General features: G+C 57.6%; 14 protein-coding genes. 8 read left to right on the top strand and 6 right to left on the bottom strand.

Features of this window, described 5'->3' with window-relative positions; genetic code table 11:
• Positions 1-51 precede the first annotated feature (51 nt).
• Complete coding sequence (thiC, locus tag METFOR_RS07980) at positions 52-1,329, bottom strand: phosphomethylpyrimidine synthase ThiC (RefSeq protein WP_015285614.1); 1,278 nt, start codon at positions 1,327-1,329, stop codon at positions 52-54.
• 256 nt (positions 1,330-1,585) lie between these two features.
• Here thiC and METFOR_RS07975 point away from each other — a divergent pair, with 256 nt between their 5' ends.
• The 7 genes from METFOR_RS07975 to METFOR_RS07945 all read left to right on the top strand — a co-directional run bounded on the left by METFOR_RS07975 (position 1,586) and on the right by METFOR_RS07945 (position 9,504).
• The gene (locus METFOR_RS07975) at positions 1,586-3,976 is read left to right on the top strand and encodes a CDC48 family AAA ATPase (RefSeq protein WP_015285613.1); all 2,391 of its coding nucleotides are present in this window, start codon (positions 1,586-1,588) and stop codon (positions 3,974-3,976) included.
• 28 nt (positions 3,977-4,004) lie between these two features.
• Positions 4,005-4,460, top strand: coding sequence for an Hsp20/alpha crystallin family protein (locus tag METFOR_RS14555; RefSeq protein WP_052310775.1), 456 nt, complete (start codon positions 4,005-4,007; stop codon positions 4,458-4,460).
• A 165-nt stretch (positions 4,461-4,625) separates the two neighbouring features.
• On the top strand, positions 4,626-5,531 hold the full coding sequence (locus tag METFOR_RS07965; RefSeq protein WP_015285611.1) for a class 1 fructose-bisphosphatase: 906 nt from the start codon (positions 4,626-4,628) through the stop codon (positions 5,529-5,531).
• A 56-nt stretch (positions 5,532-5,587) separates the two neighbouring features.
• Entirely contained in the window at positions 5,588-6,727 is a 1,140-nt protein-coding gene (locus METFOR_RS07960; RefSeq protein WP_048110886.1) for a class II fructose-bisphosphate aldolase, read from the top strand.
• 273 nt (positions 6,728-7,000) lie between these two features.
• Positions 7,001-7,237 (top strand): LSM domain-containing protein, encoded by a 237-nt coding sequence (locus METFOR_RS07955; protein ID WP_015285609.1) that lies wholly within the window; start codon positions 7,001-7,003, stop codon positions 7,235-7,237.
• Complete coding sequence (locus tag METFOR_RS07950) at positions 7,234-7,641, top strand: helix-turn-helix transcriptional regulator (RefSeq protein WP_015285608.1); 408 nt, start codon at positions 7,234-7,236, stop codon at positions 7,639-7,641. Before METFOR_RS07955 ends, METFOR_RS07950 begins: the two co-directional genes overlap by 4 nt.
• Positions 7,642-7,821: 180 nt before the next feature.
• Entirely contained in the window at positions 7,822-9,504 is a 1,683-nt protein-coding gene (locus METFOR_RS07945) for a PAS domain S-box protein (protein WP_015285607.1), read from the top strand.
• 20 nt (positions 9,505-9,524) lie between these two features.
• Here the strand turns inward: METFOR_RS07945 and METFOR_RS07940 are convergent, their stop codons facing one another.
• From METFOR_RS07940 to METFOR_RS07920, 5 genes are all read right to left on the bottom strand, one after another.
• The gene (locus METFOR_RS07940; protein WP_015285606.1) at positions 9,525-11,591 is read right to left on the bottom strand and encodes an acetate--CoA ligase family protein; all 2,067 of its coding nucleotides are present in this window, start codon (positions 11,589-11,591) and stop codon (positions 9,525-9,527) included.
• A 76-nt stretch (positions 11,592-11,667) separates the two neighbouring features.
• Positions 11,668-12,777: a glutamate-cysteine ligase family protein gene (locus tag METFOR_RS07935; RefSeq protein ID WP_015285605.1), complete on the bottom strand. Its 1,110-nt coding sequence runs from the start codon at positions 12,775-12,777 to the stop codon at positions 11,668-11,670.
• Positions 12,761-13,270: a YkgJ family cysteine cluster protein gene (locus tag METFOR_RS07930; protein ID WP_015285604.1), complete on the bottom strand. Its 510-nt coding sequence runs from the start codon at positions 13,268-13,270 to the stop codon at positions 12,761-12,763. The genes METFOR_RS07935 and METFOR_RS07930 overlap by 17 nt, the downstream gene beginning before the upstream one ends.
• 7 nt (positions 13,271-13,277) lie before the next feature.
• Positions 13,278-14,147, bottom strand: a complete 870-nt coding sequence (locus tag METFOR_RS07925; RefSeq protein WP_015285603.1) for an ATP-grasp domain-containing protein — start codon at positions 14,145-14,147, stop codon at positions 13,278-13,280.
• Entirely contained in the window at positions 14,144-14,929 is a 786-nt protein-coding gene (locus METFOR_RS07920; RefSeq protein ID WP_199483981.1) for a RimK-like ATPgrasp N-terminal domain-containing protein, read from the bottom strand. Before METFOR_RS07920 ends, METFOR_RS07925 begins: the two co-directional genes overlap by 4 nt.
• 404 nt (positions 14,930-15,333) lie before the next feature.
• Here METFOR_RS07920 and METFOR_RS07915 point away from each other — a divergent pair, with 404 nt between their 5' ends.
• Positions 15,334-15,888 carry a CBS domain-containing protein gene (locus tag METFOR_RS07915; RefSeq protein WP_015285601.1) on the top strand — a complete coding sequence of 185 codons (555 nt, stop codon included), beginning with the start codon at positions 15,334-15,336 and terminating at the stop codon, positions 15,886-15,888.
• Positions 15,889-16,004 lie beyond the last annotated feature (116 nt).

Genomic DNA, 16,004 nt, shown 5'->3' with positions numbered 1-16,004 from the left:
AGGCTTATTGACAGGAATAAAAAAAAGTGCGTGGCAAAATGGGGGAGGAGATCAGAACTTGAAGTGGCGGCTGACAATCTTGAGTGCGCAATAGTCGCCGCACATGGTGCACCCGTCGGTATCTGCGGGCATCCGCTCCGACCGGATCTTCTTTGCCCGGGCCGGGTTCATGGCAACGGCGAACTGGCGCTCCCAGTCCAGGTCGCGGCGGGCATGGCCCATCTCGAGGTCGAGTTCGCGGGTCTTCTTGAGCTTGATCATGTCGCCGACATGGGCAGCGATGCGGGAGCTCATGACACCCTCGTATACTTCCTCGGGGGTCGGGAGCGCGAGATGCTCGGCAGGGGTGACATAGCAGATGAAGTCCGCTCCGCAGGACGAGGAGATAGCGGCACCGATGGCAGCGACACGATCGTCATATCCGGGAGCGATATCGGTGACGATGGGGCCGAGCATGTAAAACGGCTTGTTGTTGGACATCCGCTTCATCAGGGTGACATTTGCCGCAATCTCATCAATCGGGACATGGCCCGGGCCTTCGACAATCACCGGCACGTTCTCCTGGTGCGCCTTGTCAGCGAGTTCGGCATTGATGACCAGTTCCTGGATCTGTGCCCGGTCGGTGGCATCATGGATGGCGCCGGCCCGCATACCGTTGCCCATCGAGAGGGTGACCTCGTGCTCCTTCATGATCTCGAGGAGGTAGTCGAACTCCGTGTAGAGCGGGTTCTCTTTTTCATTGTGGAGCATCCATGCGGTCATGAATGCGCCGCCCCGGGAGACAAGACCCCCGTGCCGGCCCTGGTGTTTCAGGCGCTTGACTGTCTCCCAGTTGATGCCGGTGTGGATGGCCATGAAGTTGGTCCCGAGTTTTGCCTGCTCGGCGGTGATGCGGAAGAGGTCGTCTTCCTTCATGTGGACAACGGCGCCGTCCTTGATTGCTGCCTCAATGAAGGCCTGGTACAGGGGAACACATCCGACAGAAAGCTTAGTATTTGCGATGACCTGTTTGCGGATCTCGACAAAGTCCCCGCCGGTGGAAAGTTCCATCAGGGTGTCGGCACCGGCAAGCTCGGCCTGCTTTGCCTTCTCGATCTCCTCGGGAATATTTACGATATCGGTCGAGGTCCCGATCGATGCGTTCACCTTGGTCCGGAGCCCTTCGCCGATACCGCAGATCTTCACTTTGCGGTAGGGGGAGGTCGGGATAACGATATGCCCGCCGGCAACGCCGCGGCGGACGAAGTCTTCGGTGACCCCTTCCTGCTTTGCGACGATCTTCATCTCTTCGGTTACGATGCCCTTCTTGGCATCTGCGACAATACTCATGGCATACTGGTTGCGGTAAAGACCAGATAAAGGCTTGTTTTTTCAATTCTGGACTAAATCTGGCTTGTTATGTAAACAAGTAAAGTTGAATTGGGATAACGCAGTTTATTTTGTGTTCCATCCAGCCCTCAAAATGGCATGAATGGCCGGGCTTCCCCGTATTTTCCTGCGTTGGGGGGACCCGGTTTTTACACAATCTTTATATGGTGTAAAGCACTAACTAATGGTAAACCTTGAATGAACGAGGTGCTTTACGATGACAGATAAGGATTATTACGATGTTACGGTGAAGGAAGCAGCCCACGACGACGCCGGGCGCGGCATTGCACGACTGAGTATCGAGGTGATGAAGAAGATCGGTCTCGTCTCCGGTGACGTGATCGAGATCCAAGGGAAGAAGAAGGCCGCTGCCATTGTCTGGCCGGGTTTCGCCCAGGATACCGGCTTTGGCATCCTCCGCATCGATGGCAATATCCGAGGGAATGCAGGGACCGGTATCGACGAGAAAGTCAGGATCAGGAAGTCGGAGGCAGAATATGCGAAGAAGATCGTTGTCCAGCCTACCCAGCCGATCCGTCTCGTCGGGGGTGAGCAGTACCTTTCAAGGGTGCTCCGCGGGCGGCCGGTGATCGAAGGCCAGGCCGTCCGCGTTGACGCGATCGGGAACTCCATCACGCTGGTCATCACGAAGGTGGCCCCCAAGGGCATGGTCATCGTTACCGATGACACCGAGATCGAGCTCAAGGAAGAGGCCTACAAGCCCGAAGAGGGCAAGAAGGAAGTCTCCGACATCCATTACGAGGATATCGGCGGCCTTGGCCGCGAGCTCCAGCTGGTCCGCGAGATGATTGAGTTGCCGCTGCGTCACCCGGAGATCTTCGAGCGCCTGGGGATCCAGCCTCCCAAGGGTGTGCTGCTCTACGGGCCGCCCGGCACCGGCAAGACCCTGATCGCAAAAGCCGTTGCAAATGAAGTCGATGCCCACTTCATTACGCTCTCCGGCCCGGAGATCATGAGCAAGTATTACGGCGAGAGTGAGAAGGGCCTGCGCGAGAAGTTCGAGGAAGCTGAGCAGAACTCCCCCGCGATCATCTTCATCGATGAGATTGACGCGATCGCTCCGAAGCGTGCTGAAGTCCAGGGAGAGGTGGAGCGGCGTGTCGTTGCCCAGCTCCTGGCGCTCATGGACGGGCTCAAGGGCCGTGGCCAGGTCATCGTCATTGCAGCAACCAACCTTCCGGACTCCATCGACCCCGCGTTACGGCGTGGCGGCCGGTTCGACCGGGAGATCGAGATCGGCATCCCGGACAAGAAAGGCCGGATGGAGATCTTCCAGGTACACAGCCGCGGTGTTCCCCTTGCCGAAGACGTAAAGATCGAGGAGTTCGCCAACACCACCCACGGCTTTGTCGGCGCCGATATCGCCCTGCTCGTCAAGGAAGCTGCGATGCATGCGCTCCGGAAGATCATCCCCCAGATCAAGATCGACGAGGATATCCCGGCAGAGGTACTGGATGCACTGCGGGTCACCAACGAGGACTTTGCAGAAGCCCGGAAACATGTTGAGCCATCGGCCATGCGCGAGGTGCTGGTAGAAGTACCCGATATCACCTGGCAGCAGGTGGGCGGTCTTGAGGATGTGAAGCAGGAGCTGCGGGAGGCTGTCGAGTGGCCGCTGAAGTTCCCCGATGTCTTCGAACGGCTCCAGACCAAGCCGCCGAAGGGTATCCTCATGTTCGGGCCGCCCGGCACCGGCAAGACACTGCTCGCAAAGGCCGTGGCAAACGAGAGCGAGTGCAACTTTATTGCCGTGAAGGGCCCCGAGCTCCTCTCGAAATGGGTCGGCGAATCGGAGAAGGGCGTGCGGGAGATCTTCCGGAAGGCCCGGCAGGCATCCCCGTCGATCATCTTCTTCGATGAGATCGATGCCTTGGTCCCCAAGCGCGGTAGCTATCAGGGCTCCTCTCACGTGACCGAGAGCGTTGTATCCCAGATACTGACCGAGCTCGACGGCATGGAGGAGCTCAAGAACGTCACCGTGCTTGCGGCTACCAACCGGCCGGACATGCTGGATGATGCCCTGCTCCGGCCGGGCCGGCTCGAGCGGCATATCTATGTGCCCGCTCCTGATGAAGAGAGCAGGAAGAAGATCTTCGAGGTCTACCTTGGAGGAGAAACTGGCAGCATCCTTGCAAAGGACGTTGCGATCGATGAACTCGTGAAACAGACCGAGGGCTATGTCGGTGCCGATATCGAGGCGCTGGTCCGCGAGGCCAAGATGGCCGCTATGCGTGACTTCATCGTCCAGATGGGCGACCGGACCGAGCAGGAGCGGAAGGACGCAATCAAGAACGTGATGCTCACCCGGGCACACTTCGATGCCGCGCTCCTGAAGGTGAAAGGATCGCTTGACGCAGAGACCCTGGAGAAGTCCGAACGGCAGGCATGGGAGATGCTCTACAACCAGGAGCAGCGCACAGCCCTCGACAAGGCCTCAATGCTGTTGTCCCGGGCCGGGATGGCTCACAAGAAGGCCGACGAGAAACTTGCCGCAGAGCTCCGAACGGCCGTGTATGCACGGAAGAAGGACTTTGGCGAGATCAAGAAACTCACAGAATCGCTGGAAAAGAAACTGGAGAAAGCGTAAGACAACAACAAGCAACGGGGTGATTACGATGAAAGGAGATCCCATGGATATGTTCGACCAGATGGACGAGATGTTCGCACGGCTCTTCTCGCAGATGAGCCGGGACATGTCGACCGGTGGACCAAAAATGTACGGCTACCACATTGTCATCGACAATAGCAACGGGGAGGGGGATGTGACGGAATTCCAGCCGGCACTCCCCCGCAGTGCCGGTGAGCCGGTTGCCGAAGTCCACCATATCGGTGACGAGACGATGGTTATCGCTGAACTGCCCGGCATAACAGAGGAATCGGTCCGGCTGGATATGAAGGGCACAACCCTCGTTATCGATGCAGGGGATGCAGACAACCACTACCATACGACCGCTGAAGTCACGGGTGTGGACCCGGCGACAATGAAAAGGTCGCTGAAAAACGGCGTCCTGGAAGTAACCTTTAGCAACCTGCCGGAGAATGTGAAAGAAGCAGACACTCCCGGCGAGTGACCGGGACAGTTTATTTTTCCCCCTCTCTCCACTTTTCCGTGGCCCTTCGCGTTTTTCATCAATAATAATCCTGATAAAGATCGCGGCCAAACGACTACATACCTGAGGGGTCTAAATCGACCCCCCTGCGGCTGAATGTTCTTTTGATCGGGATGGCGGTACACCATGAAACTCAAAGAATTCCTTGAACGGGAAGGAACGGAGAAGAACCTTGCGGAACTGATCCTCTTTTTAGCAAGCCGGGCCCCTGCCATCAGGAGAGGTTTCCTGGTTGCGGGAGGGAAGGCAAAGGATGGCGGGAAGACAAAGAACGTTTATGGCGAGGAGCAGCAGCCCCTCGACAAGTACGCGGACTCTGTTTTCGTAGACGGGATAAAAGAGTCCCGACTTGCCCGCTATGTTGCCACCGAGGAGCAGGAGACGATCGTTGAGGTGAAGGACCCAAAGGCGCAGTTCGGCGTGGTCATCGATCCTCTTGACGGGTCATCCCTGATCGATGTGAACCTCTGCGTGGGCACCATCATCGGGATCTATCCCGGCCACGTGCTGGCAAAGGGGTCGACGATGGTTGCGGCCATGTACCTGCTGTACGGGCCGCTCACGAGCCTTACCTATACCACGGGAAAAGGCGTCCATGAGTTCGTCCTTGACGAAACCGGCGAGTTCGTGCTCCGCCAGCGGGACCTGAAGATTCCCGAAGGCAAGGTCTTTGCTCCCGGGGCCCTGCGGAAGGACTGGCTCTCACCCCATACGAAATGGATCTGCCAGCTCGAGGAGGACGGGTATAAGCTCCGGTTCAGCGGCTGTTTTGTTGCTGATGTCCACCAGATCCTCCACAAGGGCGGTGTCTTCAGCTACCCCGGGATCAAGGGGAAGGAGAAAGGGAAGCTGCGCCTCCTGTACGAGGCAAACCCGATGGGGAAGATCCTCCACGAGGCCGGTGGCGCGATCAGCAACGGGAAGACCGATATCCTCGGCATCATCCCGTCTGCCCACGATGACGTCACGCCCATCTATGTTGGTGGCAAGAAAGAGATTGCCTTAATTGAGAAGTGTTTCCGTGAAGGATGAATTTGCGGAATGGATGACTATAAACAGAAAGGATGAACAAACTGGTGTGAAGCAGTATGTCGATGAAGAGTTTTAGTCCAGTACCGGGCTCGGCCATCCTGAATGCCGTGGCGGGCCAGAAGACCATCGTGATGGCGGCTAACGTCCGGGTCGCCACCGTTGCAAAGGGTATCTTCCAGGCAGCAAAGGACACGGACTCGGCAGTATTCATGGAACTGGCGCGTTCCGAGTGCGACTTAAAGGGCGGGTATACCGGGATGACGCCTGCGGATTTCTCGAAACGGATGAACGATGCAGCAGCAGCGGTCGGGTTCGACGCCTGGGCACTCCATGCTGACCATATCACCATCAAAAAAGGCGATGCGGCCGAGATCGAGGGCACGAAGCAGCTGATCGATGCCCAGATCGCTGCAGGATATACCTCGTTTGCGATTGATGCATCCCATCTCTTCAATTTCGAGGGCAGGAATGTCCGTGATGAACTCGACCCGAACATCCGCGTCACGACCGAACTTGCCCAGTATATCCAGAAGAAGATGAACGGGAAGGAATTCGGGCTCGAGGTCGAAGTCGGCGAGATTGGACGCAAGGACAACAGCGGGCTCGTTCTTACGAAGCCTGAAGAGGCGGTCACGTTCATCAAAGCCCTCAACGAGAACGGTGTCCTCCCCCATGTCCTTGCCATCGCAAATGGCAGCACTCACGGGCATACCTATGACGCGGCCGGCAATGTCGTTGAACAACTGTCCATCGACATCCCGCAGACAAAGGCGATCGCAAAGGCGCTCCGGGACAACAAGCTCACGGTCGGCATTGCCCAGCACGGGATCACCGGAACGCCCCGCGACCTCATCAACCTCCACTTCCCCAAGGGGGACATCATCAAGGGGAATGTCGGCACGTTCTGGCAGGACGTTGTCTTCAGCACCCTGAAGGTCTACGAACCGGCGCTCTACAAGAGCATCCAGGACTGGACGCTGGAGAAGTACCGCCCGCTCAACGCAGGCAAATCCGACCGCCAGATCTTTGACGGCAACTGCAAGATGGCGATCAAGGAGTTCTTCAAGGACCTCTACTCCCTTGACGAAAAGACCGAGCATGCCATCCAGTCCATGGCTTATGCCGAGAGCCTCGTCTTCTTCCGGGCGTTTGGCGCGTATGGGTCGGCGTCGCTTGTCCGGAAGGCAAGGAAATAACCTGCAATTCTTTTTTTTCTGTCACCCGATTTTTGTTTTGTGAATGCAATACTACACATTCCGATCTGGTGACAAGGAACACATGATGCGTTTGGGATTACAACAGAAGGAGTAGACTTTTTTCAGATCTTTTCCCAACCATAATTCCGTGCCCCTTCGGGTCTGACGACCCTCAGGAACTCGAAGAATGCCGATGCGTTCTTCTCCTCTTTCGGGTCTGACGACCCTCAAGAAGCACAAGCCTTAATAGTCTCCCATCCCAAATTAGGGCAGATGGTTAACGGAATTGTTTTGCCGATAAAGAAAGTGTTTGCGCTGGTAGATTCAAAAATTTCCGTCGAGATCAAGGATGAGGGGCGGAAGCTGCAGGGACGCCTCGTTGCGGTGGATGAATACTTAAACATCCACATGGACGAGACCATTGAGTATGTCGACAACCAGCGCGGGCGGAGCCTCGGGACGGTTGTTATCCGGGGGAATAATATCCTCACCATTGCACCGGTATTATGAGCAGGAAGAAGAGCAAGAAGGAAGAGCCCCCGGTTGAAGAAATCCGGGGGGAAGAGAACCACGGAGACCCTGTGGAGGATGGCCTGAAACTGATCCAGTCCCGTCCCGAAGGAGTTCTCCAGAGCGAGCTCTGGAAGGAACTGGGTGTCGACAGCCGGAAGTGTTCCCGGATTGTCAAGAAACTGGAGGAAAGCGGCCTCATCGAACGCATTGAGTTCAAGAAAGAGGGGCTCAAGACCTACCTCCTCAAGGCAAAGCAGATGCCGGTCAATCCAACTCACCTGCTGGCCGGCGATGAACTGATCCCCTGTATCGGGTGCGACCTCGAATGCGTTGTTGAGGAGTGCCACCCGCTGATGGACTGGATGTACCAGCTGGCGATCGTTTCTCATTCCGAAGACTGACCGGGCACCCGGCCCGACCGATACTGTTTTTCCCGTTTGTAAATCCTCGCAGATACAGGCTGATCTTGCACGATCCCGTTCAGGAATTGCCCGGGTTCGCCGTATCCTCAACAACTATTTATCGCTCCGGCATCCACCTGATAATAATTAATCTGGAACATTTGTTCCGGACGATGCACGATGATCTCGATCCTGTTTGTCGATGACAATACCGACCTGTTTACCCGCATCCGTACCTTTCTTGAAAAGACCGGGGATATCCGTATTGAACAGGCCCATTCCATCAAACAGGCGACCGAGAAACTCCGGGGGAGGATGTATGATGTTATCATCTCCTACGAGCAGCTTCCCGAAGTCAATGGCATCGAGTTTGTGCCGGATATGAACGGGATCGATTTCCTCAAGTATCTCAAGAGCCAGGGAAATTCGACGCCCATCATCCTGCTCGGGCGACGGGGGCCAAACAAGATATCCCTCGGGGAAGTGAGCAATGCCACGGAAATTACCCTGCCCTCCACCGGTGATCTCCGTCCGCAGCTGATGGAGATGGTCACCCTGATCAAGCAGACCATGCTCCGGCGGAAGGCCGAACGGGAACAGAAAGCCCAGACCGAGCAGCTCGCAACCATCCTCTCTGCAACCCCGCTCGGGATATTCCAGATCAGGAACGGGATCATCGAATGGGTGAACCGGCCCTTTGTCACCATGCTCGGGACCGATGAGGGCGCCCTTATCGGGAAGGAACTCCGCACCCTGATCCGGACCACGGAAGAGTTCGACCAGCTTGCCCGCGAGTTCCAGATCCGGAAGGATCCGGAGGGGCTTGCTCATGCAGACTGCCGGCTCGTTCGCAGGGACGGCAAGACAATCCCCTGCCATATCCAGGCCCAGGCACTCGATCCCCAGGACATAGTCCGTGGCGGGACATTCGTTGTAACGGACAATACCGAGAAACAGAAACTCACGGACGCCCTCCGTGAGAGCGAGGCAAAGTACCGCGAGGTGCAGACAAACAGCCAGAGCATCATTATCCGGATGGATATCCAGGGCACCATCACGTTCTTCAATACCTATGCGCTCACGTTCTTCGATTACAGCGCCGAAGATGTGATCGGGAAGAACGTAGTCGGCACCATCGTTGCCGAGAAGTCCCGCGTCCAGCACGGACTCTCGATGATGGCAAGCGACATCGGCTTCAATGCCGAGGGCTATGCGGTCAACATCAACGAGAATATCCGCAGGAACGGCGACCGGGTCTGGATTGCCTGGATCAACAAGGCGATCCGGGACGAGCAGGAACGGCTCATCGAGATCCTCTGTATCGGTCATGATATCACGGACCGGAAGCGGGGCAGCGGCGAGGTGCGGATCAGCACCGACACCTGGAAGGACATGGTCGTTGCCGATACAGACATAAAAGAGGAGGTCTTTGACGCAGTCTTCCATATCTGCACGGAGATCACCATCGAGGGACGGGAAGGAAAGCCCGTTGGCACGACCTTCCTTATCGGGGACACCAAGAACGTGCTGGAGAAGTCCCGCCAGATCATCTTAAACCCGTTCGAAGGTCACAAGCCGGAGCTGCGCATGGTAACGAACCCGGGGCTCAACGAGAACATCAAGGCCCTTGCGCAGCTCGATGGTGCTTTTGTTATCACGGGCGACGGGTTCATCGAGGCTGTCGGCCGCTACATCACCGTGGACTCAAGCAATGTTTCCCTCCCACCCGGTATGGGTACCCGGCACAACTCGGTAGCGGCTATCACCGCGGTCACGAATGCCGTGGGGATCGTGGTATCCCAGAGCGGGGGCGGGATCACGGTCTTCCGGGAAGGGCGGATCCTGAAGAAAATTACTCTCTGATTCACCCCTCTGCCTTGTCATCAGCCGTGCCTGCACCCCGGGAAGCCCGAGCTGCACTTATGCTGGCAGATATTCCCCACCGTCCTGAACGCATCTTCGAGATCGGGGAAGTTGGGGATCTGGGAGTCGCGGAGGATCCGGAGCGGGGTCTTCATGCTGTCGCCGCCGATCATGCAGCCCACGATCATCTTGTGGGTATGCCGGGAGAAGCGGACGATCTCGTTTGCAACGCGGAGGGGATCGGATATTGCCGAAGGGACGGCAACGATGAACGCGATGTCCCAGAGGTCCTGGCGCCGGATCATGATGTCGAACGTGCGGGCGAACCGGTCTGCGCTGGAATCCCCCACCATATCGATGGGGTTTGCCCGGCTCCAGTTGGCGGGAAGCACCGCATCCAGTTCCGAGACAAGGTCCGAGGGGAATTCCACCATATCTATGCCGAACCGTTCCGCATAGTCAGATGAGAGGACGGCAAAGCCCCCGGCATTGGTGATGACGATGGCACGCGTCCCGCGGGGATATCCCTCGGAGGAGAGGAGTTCGGCTGCCTGGAACGCCTCACGAATAGATCGGGCCGGTATCACACCGGCCTGCCGGAACGCAGCCATATACACCTCATAACTGCCGGCAAGCGATCCGGTATGGGAGGACGCGGCTCTCTGCCCCAGCCGGGAGGCGCCGGACTTGATGGCGACAACCGGTTTTGTGAGCGAGACGCGGCTGACGACATCCATAAACCGTTTTCCGAACCGGATCTGCTCGATATAGAGGATGATCGAGCGGGTTGCGGGATCGTCACCGGCGTACCGGACGAAGTCCTCGAACGTGAGGTCTGCCTGGTTCCCGACGCTGATGACTGAGGAGAACCCGATCTCCTCCGGCAGGCTCCAGTCCACGATGGTGGTGATGATGGCGCCGCTCTGGGAGATGAATGCAATCCGCCCGGGCCGGGGGGATACCGGGTCGAAAGTAGTGTTGATCCCCTTGTGGGGGAGCATCAGCCCGAGGCAGTTCGGCCCCATAATCCGCATACCATGGCGCTGTGCGATGGCAAGGATGTCCTCTTCCAGGTTCCGGCCTTCGCCCCCTCCCTCCCGGAACCCGGAGGAGATGATGATGGAGAGCGGAATCTTCTTCTTTCCTGCCTCTTCAATAACGCCCGGGACTCCGGCCGCTGGGATGGCAATCACGGCAAGGTCAACCTTCCCCGGTAGGGAAGCCAGGTCCGGGTATGCCTGCCGCCCGAGAATCATGGGTGACTTTGGATTGACCGGGTAGAGCGAGCCGGGGAATGTGAGAAGGTTCCGGCAGATGGCATACCCGATCTTGCCCGGGTCCTGCGATGCCCCGACAACGGCAATGGAAGAAATGTCGAGAAGGCTGTTGTCCATCCCTGCGGAAGATACTGTCTCCAGGGGGATCTCCCGGTCCTCCCGGTAAAACCGGGCATCGACAGCACATGCCCCGTCCCTGTACAGGACGAGTGGGTTGATGTCGAACTCTGAAAGCGTGAGATCGGACAGAAAGAGGTCCGCAGCTGACCGGATGATCCTTACCAGCGCCTTTTTGTCGCGGGGTGGCTCGTCGCGGTAGCCGGTGATCAGGGGATATCCTTTCAGTTCCCCGACTATGTCGTTGATCTCGTCGTCGCTGACCGGAAGGACCCGGAGGGAGACATCCCGGAGCAGTTCCACCATCTTCCCGCCAATCCCTACGGTAAGTATGCGGCCAAACGCCGGATCGATCTTTCCGCCGATGATAAGTTCCAGCCCGGGTGACAGTTGCTGCTCGACAAGGATCCCGGTGATGCGGGCATCCGGGGCACGGGAGTGCGTACTGTCCTGGATCTGTGTAAATGCAGCCCGCACCGCGTCCCCAGAACCGATGCCTGTTATGACCCCGCCAACATCGCTCTTGTGGACGATCTCCGGAGAGACAACCTTCATGACAACCGGATACCCGATTGCATCGGCAGCCCTGACGGCTTCTTCCGGTGTCGTAGTAAGCGAATGGTTCGGCACCGGTATTTTATGGGCGGCAAGCAGAGCATAGCCTTCGGCTTCAGAAAGGAGTGTCCGGGTCATCGCAACCTGTCCTGAAATAGAATAGTCGGGAACGGTTTAAAGGGTGATCGCTTGAGGCCCTTCTCATTGCGGCACATCAGAGCCCGTACGCCCGGTTCTCCCTCAGGCAGGTTTCCATATCGGCAAGCACGGTTGTCAGGGCCTTCCCCCGGGAAATCCGCCCGGCGATCCGCTCCGCAAGGCACCCGTTTTCGATCCGGTCCCGGACTATCGGGAGGTACCCGCGTTCATCGGGAGTAGCGTTCCGCCAGGCAAGATCGTACATCTGTCGCAGTTCATCTTTCAGGCCGGAGGTCCCTCTCTGCACTGCCAGTTCTGCCAGTTCCAGCAGGGCATCCTGGCCAGTCTCCACCGGCAGGGTATGGCAGCGGAGGAGCGGACGGACAAACGCAGCAAACGCCATATCGGAACGGATCGACTCCTGTTCATCCAGCGCTTTGATCTCCAGGCACTTGCGTGAAAACCGTACAATGACACCGGCCGAGTCCACCCATTCCTCGCAGAGGATATCCGCATCGCGGGACCGGAGTTCACGCCAGATGCTCTCCATGCGGCGTTTGTGATCGGCAACCGTCCGGATCTTCTCCGGGATGATCCCGCTGCATATCGCCGGGAGCTCTTTCTGGTTCTGCCGGTAAAAGAGGAGCCGGTTGTCGCAGGACCCGGTCAGCTTCCCTTCCACTACCGGTGATGAGGCCGTGATCGCAATGAGGTACGGGAGCAGGGAGCGGATGCGGTTGAACAAAAAGACCAGTTCGCTGCTGTCCTGGAAGGAGAGATTGATCTGGAGGGCCTGGATGTTCAGCCACCCGTGCTGCCGGATATCAAAGAGCCGGTCATAGGTCCGGTAATATTCCCCCTCGTCATGGTCCCAGACCGGGATCTCGTGGACCCGTGCAGTCGGGTGCATCCCGAGACCGAGAAGACGGTACCGGTTGCCGAAGATCCGGTAAAACCGTGACAGTCCTTGTGTCAGCTGCGATTCCAGCGCCGCGATCTCCACTGCCGGTGATCGCGGGACCATCTCGATCACGGTCTTCTGGAGTTCCTTTGCAAGCCAGACGTCCCCGAACAGGATCTCACTCTCGAAGCTGCCGCAGATCTCTTTTAAGATCTGGTCGGATACCGGGAGCGGATGAAATTCGCTGTCGTTAATTGAAAATTCGTGTTCAGTGCCGATTGTCATGCTGCACCGGGTATACGCGCGGGATCTCCGCGATTTTCTCTGTTTCCGGCTCCTCAATCCGGCAGATTGCGGCCAGTTCATTCTCGCGCAAGTCCGACACGAGGCGGGTGATGCTCCTGACTGCCGCGGCATACTGCTGGTCGTATACTTCCGGGAACTCTTTTAACAGCCGTACCAGCGGGCAGATGGTCTCGTATTTCAGGAATATCCGGATGGTATCGGCGGTCACATCGAACGTGAACGGGCCTGCGATGCAGGTCTCCGGCTTGAAGGCATGGATACTGCATTTCCCCCCTTTGCAGAGCATGCAGGTCCCGTCATCCCGGGTCTTTACGAAGCGGTACCCGTCCTGCCCGAATACTGCGTCAGGAACTCCCTGTGCGACCAGCCTCCGGTAGCAGTCTTCCGAGATCGGGGGCTGTGCACCATTACAGCAGTGCCCTCCGCAGAGCATGCAGATGGCCTCTGCACGTGTCATCCAGTCGTCAGTCATGGTATCATCAGGCAGTGAGGCGTTCTACGATCTGCTCGAAGACGCGGGGATAACAGTCATCCTCCCCGCTCTCGATGGAGGGATTGTCGTTCACCTCGATCACGTACGCGTCGCCGTTCGTATTCTTGATGTCAACCCCGTACAGCCCGTGGCCGATGGCATTTGCAGCCTCGATCCCGAGCCTGAGGACCTGGGGTGGGACATCCTTTTCCGGTACGCTCTCGACCCCGCAGTACACGATATGCCCGTTCACCGATGCCTGGATTTTGAAGGTCACCGAGGGGATGGTATACTTGCAGGCATAGAGGAGTTTCCCGTCGAGGACCCCGACCCGCCAGTCATATTTGCTCTCGATGTACTGCTGGACCACGATCCAGTCCGAAAGCCGGATGAACCGTCGTGCAACCCGGAAGAACCCGGCAATGTCGTTCACCTTCTCGACCCGGAGCGAGAACGATGTCGAGGGTTCCTTGAGGATGAGAGGAGATCCCATCTCATCGAAGAGATGGGTGACACACTCAACGGTCAGGTCCTGCTTAGCGAGAAAGGCTGTTTTCGGGAGCGAGACTCCGGCCCGGATCAGGTGGGAGTACATGTTGATCTTGTCCGAGCAGATACGGATGGACTGCGGGTCGTCGATGACCGGTATGTTATGGAACGCTGCCATCCGTGCCGCGACAAATGTGACATTCATCGGGTCGGTCCGTGCCCGGATGAAGAGCGCATCCTCTTTGGGGATCTTGCCGATATCCACCGGAAAGATAAAGTCAACGTCATGCCCCATCTTCTCCGCTACGTCACGGCACCGGATAAGAGCACCCAGTTGTTCCGCGTTTGACAGGGTTTTCCGGTCAACAAAGATCCCGAGCCGGCTCATAGGAACTCCTGCTGCGAGAGATATGCGGAAAGGATCGCCCGCTCTTCCTCAGACAACTGCGAGGATTTGACCGGCGAGAGCGAGGAGAGGAGGTACCGCTCCCCTGCTCGGACGTATACGATGGTGACAAGCGGGATATGGAAGAGCTCGTAGACCTGCCCTGCGAGCTCCGCAACGCGGCTGCACCTGCCCGCAGTCCTGCCGAAGATGGCTGTGCAGGACCCGATCTCCGCACCTTCAGGCAGTTTCTGGTAGCAGAAAGGATATTTCCCCCGGTTGGTGATATGCTTCACGAACTCCTTTGCCTTCAGGGTGTCCCGGACAACTGCATATTCCAAAGCCGTTGCATAGTAGTTCAGCCCGTAGAGGATGGCAGGAAGGGGGGTGTACACCTGCGAGATGCCCCACTCGCAGACCGGGATGCCGGCAAGGTGCGCCCGTTCGAGACAGACCGGGACTACGTAGGCGTCGATGACGGATGCACTGGACGGGAGCACGGCCTTTCCTTCCAGTTCGAGGCGGAGGATCGTGTAATAGGGTTCGGTCTTGTAGGAATAGTTCGCGCTCACCACGTGCAGGACATGGTCACGCCGGATAGCGTAGAGCGCGTCACGCGAGAGGAGGGGCTCCCTGCGTGCCGGGTTCCGCATGGGCTGTGCCTGGCTATCGGCTCTGGGTGACGGTAGCTTCGCATCCGGCCGTATGAGGGGGACACAGGAGCCGGGTGCGGGGGGAACGCTGATAGATCCTCCGCGATGGCTCCCGCTGAATGGTGAGTTCATGGGATGATCCGCTCCCGGATGGCCGCTTGCGCCACGTGTCTCCTGGGCCGGCAAACAAAACAGTCAACATCTCTACCGGTTACAAAAGAGAACCGCCGATGGTTCTCTTCATCATCATCGTTTGTCTCGGACTCTGTCATAGAGAACACTAATCCGGCATCAGGACGCCGGATTATCGTTACCAACTCTTTACCAGCAGAGGTTTAAAAGAATTATGCATGCGGATGGAAAAGACGGTGCCGGAACAGGAAAAAAATCACTGCCAATAATAGGCAAACACGCAGGCCCCGGGTTCCGGCCATCACTTTCCCCTGCCAGACTCATGATGTTTTATGGGAGAGTTGCACGCGTGTTCCGGTCCCGGGGGAAGGTTGATATCATCTTATAACCAGTAGTAATCAGCAATGCACGTACCAACTCCCGATGAACTCCGGGCACGCCGCGAGGCGCTCGGTATGCGCCAGACCGAGCTGGCACGACGCGCCGGCATCAGCCAGTCCATGGTTGCGCGGATCGAGGCAGGTAATGTTGATCCCCGGGTCAGCACGCTCAACAAGATTATTGTCGTCCTCAACAGCGCGGAGCCCAAGAAGATCCGTGCCGCCCAGATCATGCACACCCCCGTCCTCTCGGTCCAGCCGCAGGACGCGATCAGCCGTGCCGTAGAGATTTTCGAGAAGAACAACATCTCCCAGCTGCCGGTCATCGAGCGCGGCATCCCGGTGGGCTGCATATCCGAGGCCGTCATCGTCAAGGCCATCGAGCAGCAGCGCCTCCACAAGACCCACCTCTTCTTTGTCCGGGACTTCATGGAGCCCGGCTTCCCCACCGTTCCCCCCGATATGGATGTCGAGACCGTGGTGAACATCCTGCAGCAGAACCACGCGGTGCTCGTTGTTGACGGGAGGATCGTAAAGGGGGTCATCACCAAGCACGACCTCATCTCCCTCATCATGTGAAAAGGCCGGTTCTTATCTTCTTCTTTTTATGAGTGGAACTGGCACCATTTCCCGAAAAACGCGTGCTGCACCACACAAAAGTATTTAACGTATATTACCAAGCGATTATTATCGTG

The sequence above is a fragment of the Methanoregula formicica SMSP genome (assembly GCF_000327485.1).
GTDB lineage: Archaea > Halobacteriota > Methanomicrobia > Methanomicrobiales > Methanospirillaceae > Methanoregula > Methanoregula formicica.
The sequence above is the reverse complement of the archived record's forward strand: the minus strand, read 5'-3'. Positions and strand labels throughout refer to the sequence as shown.

Bases quoted from the DNA above. Each gene is read 5' to 3' on its own strand.
- METFOR_RS07920 (WP_199483981.1), bottom strand. From the start codon at position 14,929: ATGAACTCACCATTCAGCGGGAGCCATCGCGGAGGATCTATCAGCGTT.
- thiC (WP_015285614.1), bottom strand. From the start codon at position 1,329: ATGAGTATTGTCGCAGATGCCAAGAAGGGCATCGTAACCGAAGAGATG.
- METFOR_RS07925 (WP_015285603.1), bottom strand. From the start codon at position 14,147: ATGAGCCGGCTCGGGATCTTTGTTGACCGGAAAACCCTGTCAAACGCG.
- METFOR_RS07975 (WP_015285613.1), top strand. From the start codon at position 1,586: ATGACAGATAAGGATTATTACGATGTTACGGTGAAGGAAGCAGCCCAC.
- METFOR_RS07935 (WP_015285605.1), bottom strand. From the start codon at position 12,777: ATGACAATCGGCACTGAACACGAATTTTCAATTAACGACAGCGAATTT.
- METFOR_RS07940 (WP_015285606.1), bottom strand. From the start codon at position 11,591: ATGACCCGGACACTCCTTTCTGAAGCCGAAGGCTATGCTCTGCTTGCC.
- METFOR_RS07965 (WP_015285611.1), top strand. From the start codon at position 4,626: ATGAAACTCAAAGAATTCCTTGAACGGGAAGGAACGGAGAAGAACCTT.
- METFOR_RS07960 (WP_048110886.1), top strand. From the start codon at position 5,588: ATGTCGATGAAGAGTTTTAGTCCAGTACCGGGCTCGGCCATCCTGAAT.
- METFOR_RS07915 (WP_015285601.1), top strand. From the start codon at position 15,334: ATGCACGTACCAACTCCCGATGAACTCCGGGCACGCCGCGAGGCGCTC.
- METFOR_RS07955 (WP_015285609.1), top strand. From the start codon at position 7,001: ATGGTTAACGGAATTGTTTTGCCGATAAAGAAAGTGTTTGCGCTGGTA.
- METFOR_RS07945 (WP_015285607.1), top strand. From the start codon at position 7,822: ATGATCTCGATCCTGTTTGTCGATGACAATACCGACCTGTTTACCCGC.
- METFOR_RS07930 (WP_015285604.1), bottom strand. From the start codon at position 13,270: ATGACTGACGACTGGATGACACGTGCAGAGGCCATCTGCATGCTCTGC.
- METFOR_RS14555 (WP_052310775.1), top strand. From the start codon at position 4,005: ATGAAAGGAGATCCCATGGATATGTTCGACCAGATGGACGAGATGTTC.
- METFOR_RS07950 (WP_015285608.1), top strand. From the start codon at position 7,234: ATGAGCAGGAAGAAGAGCAAGAAGGAAGAGCCCCCGGTTGAAGAAATC.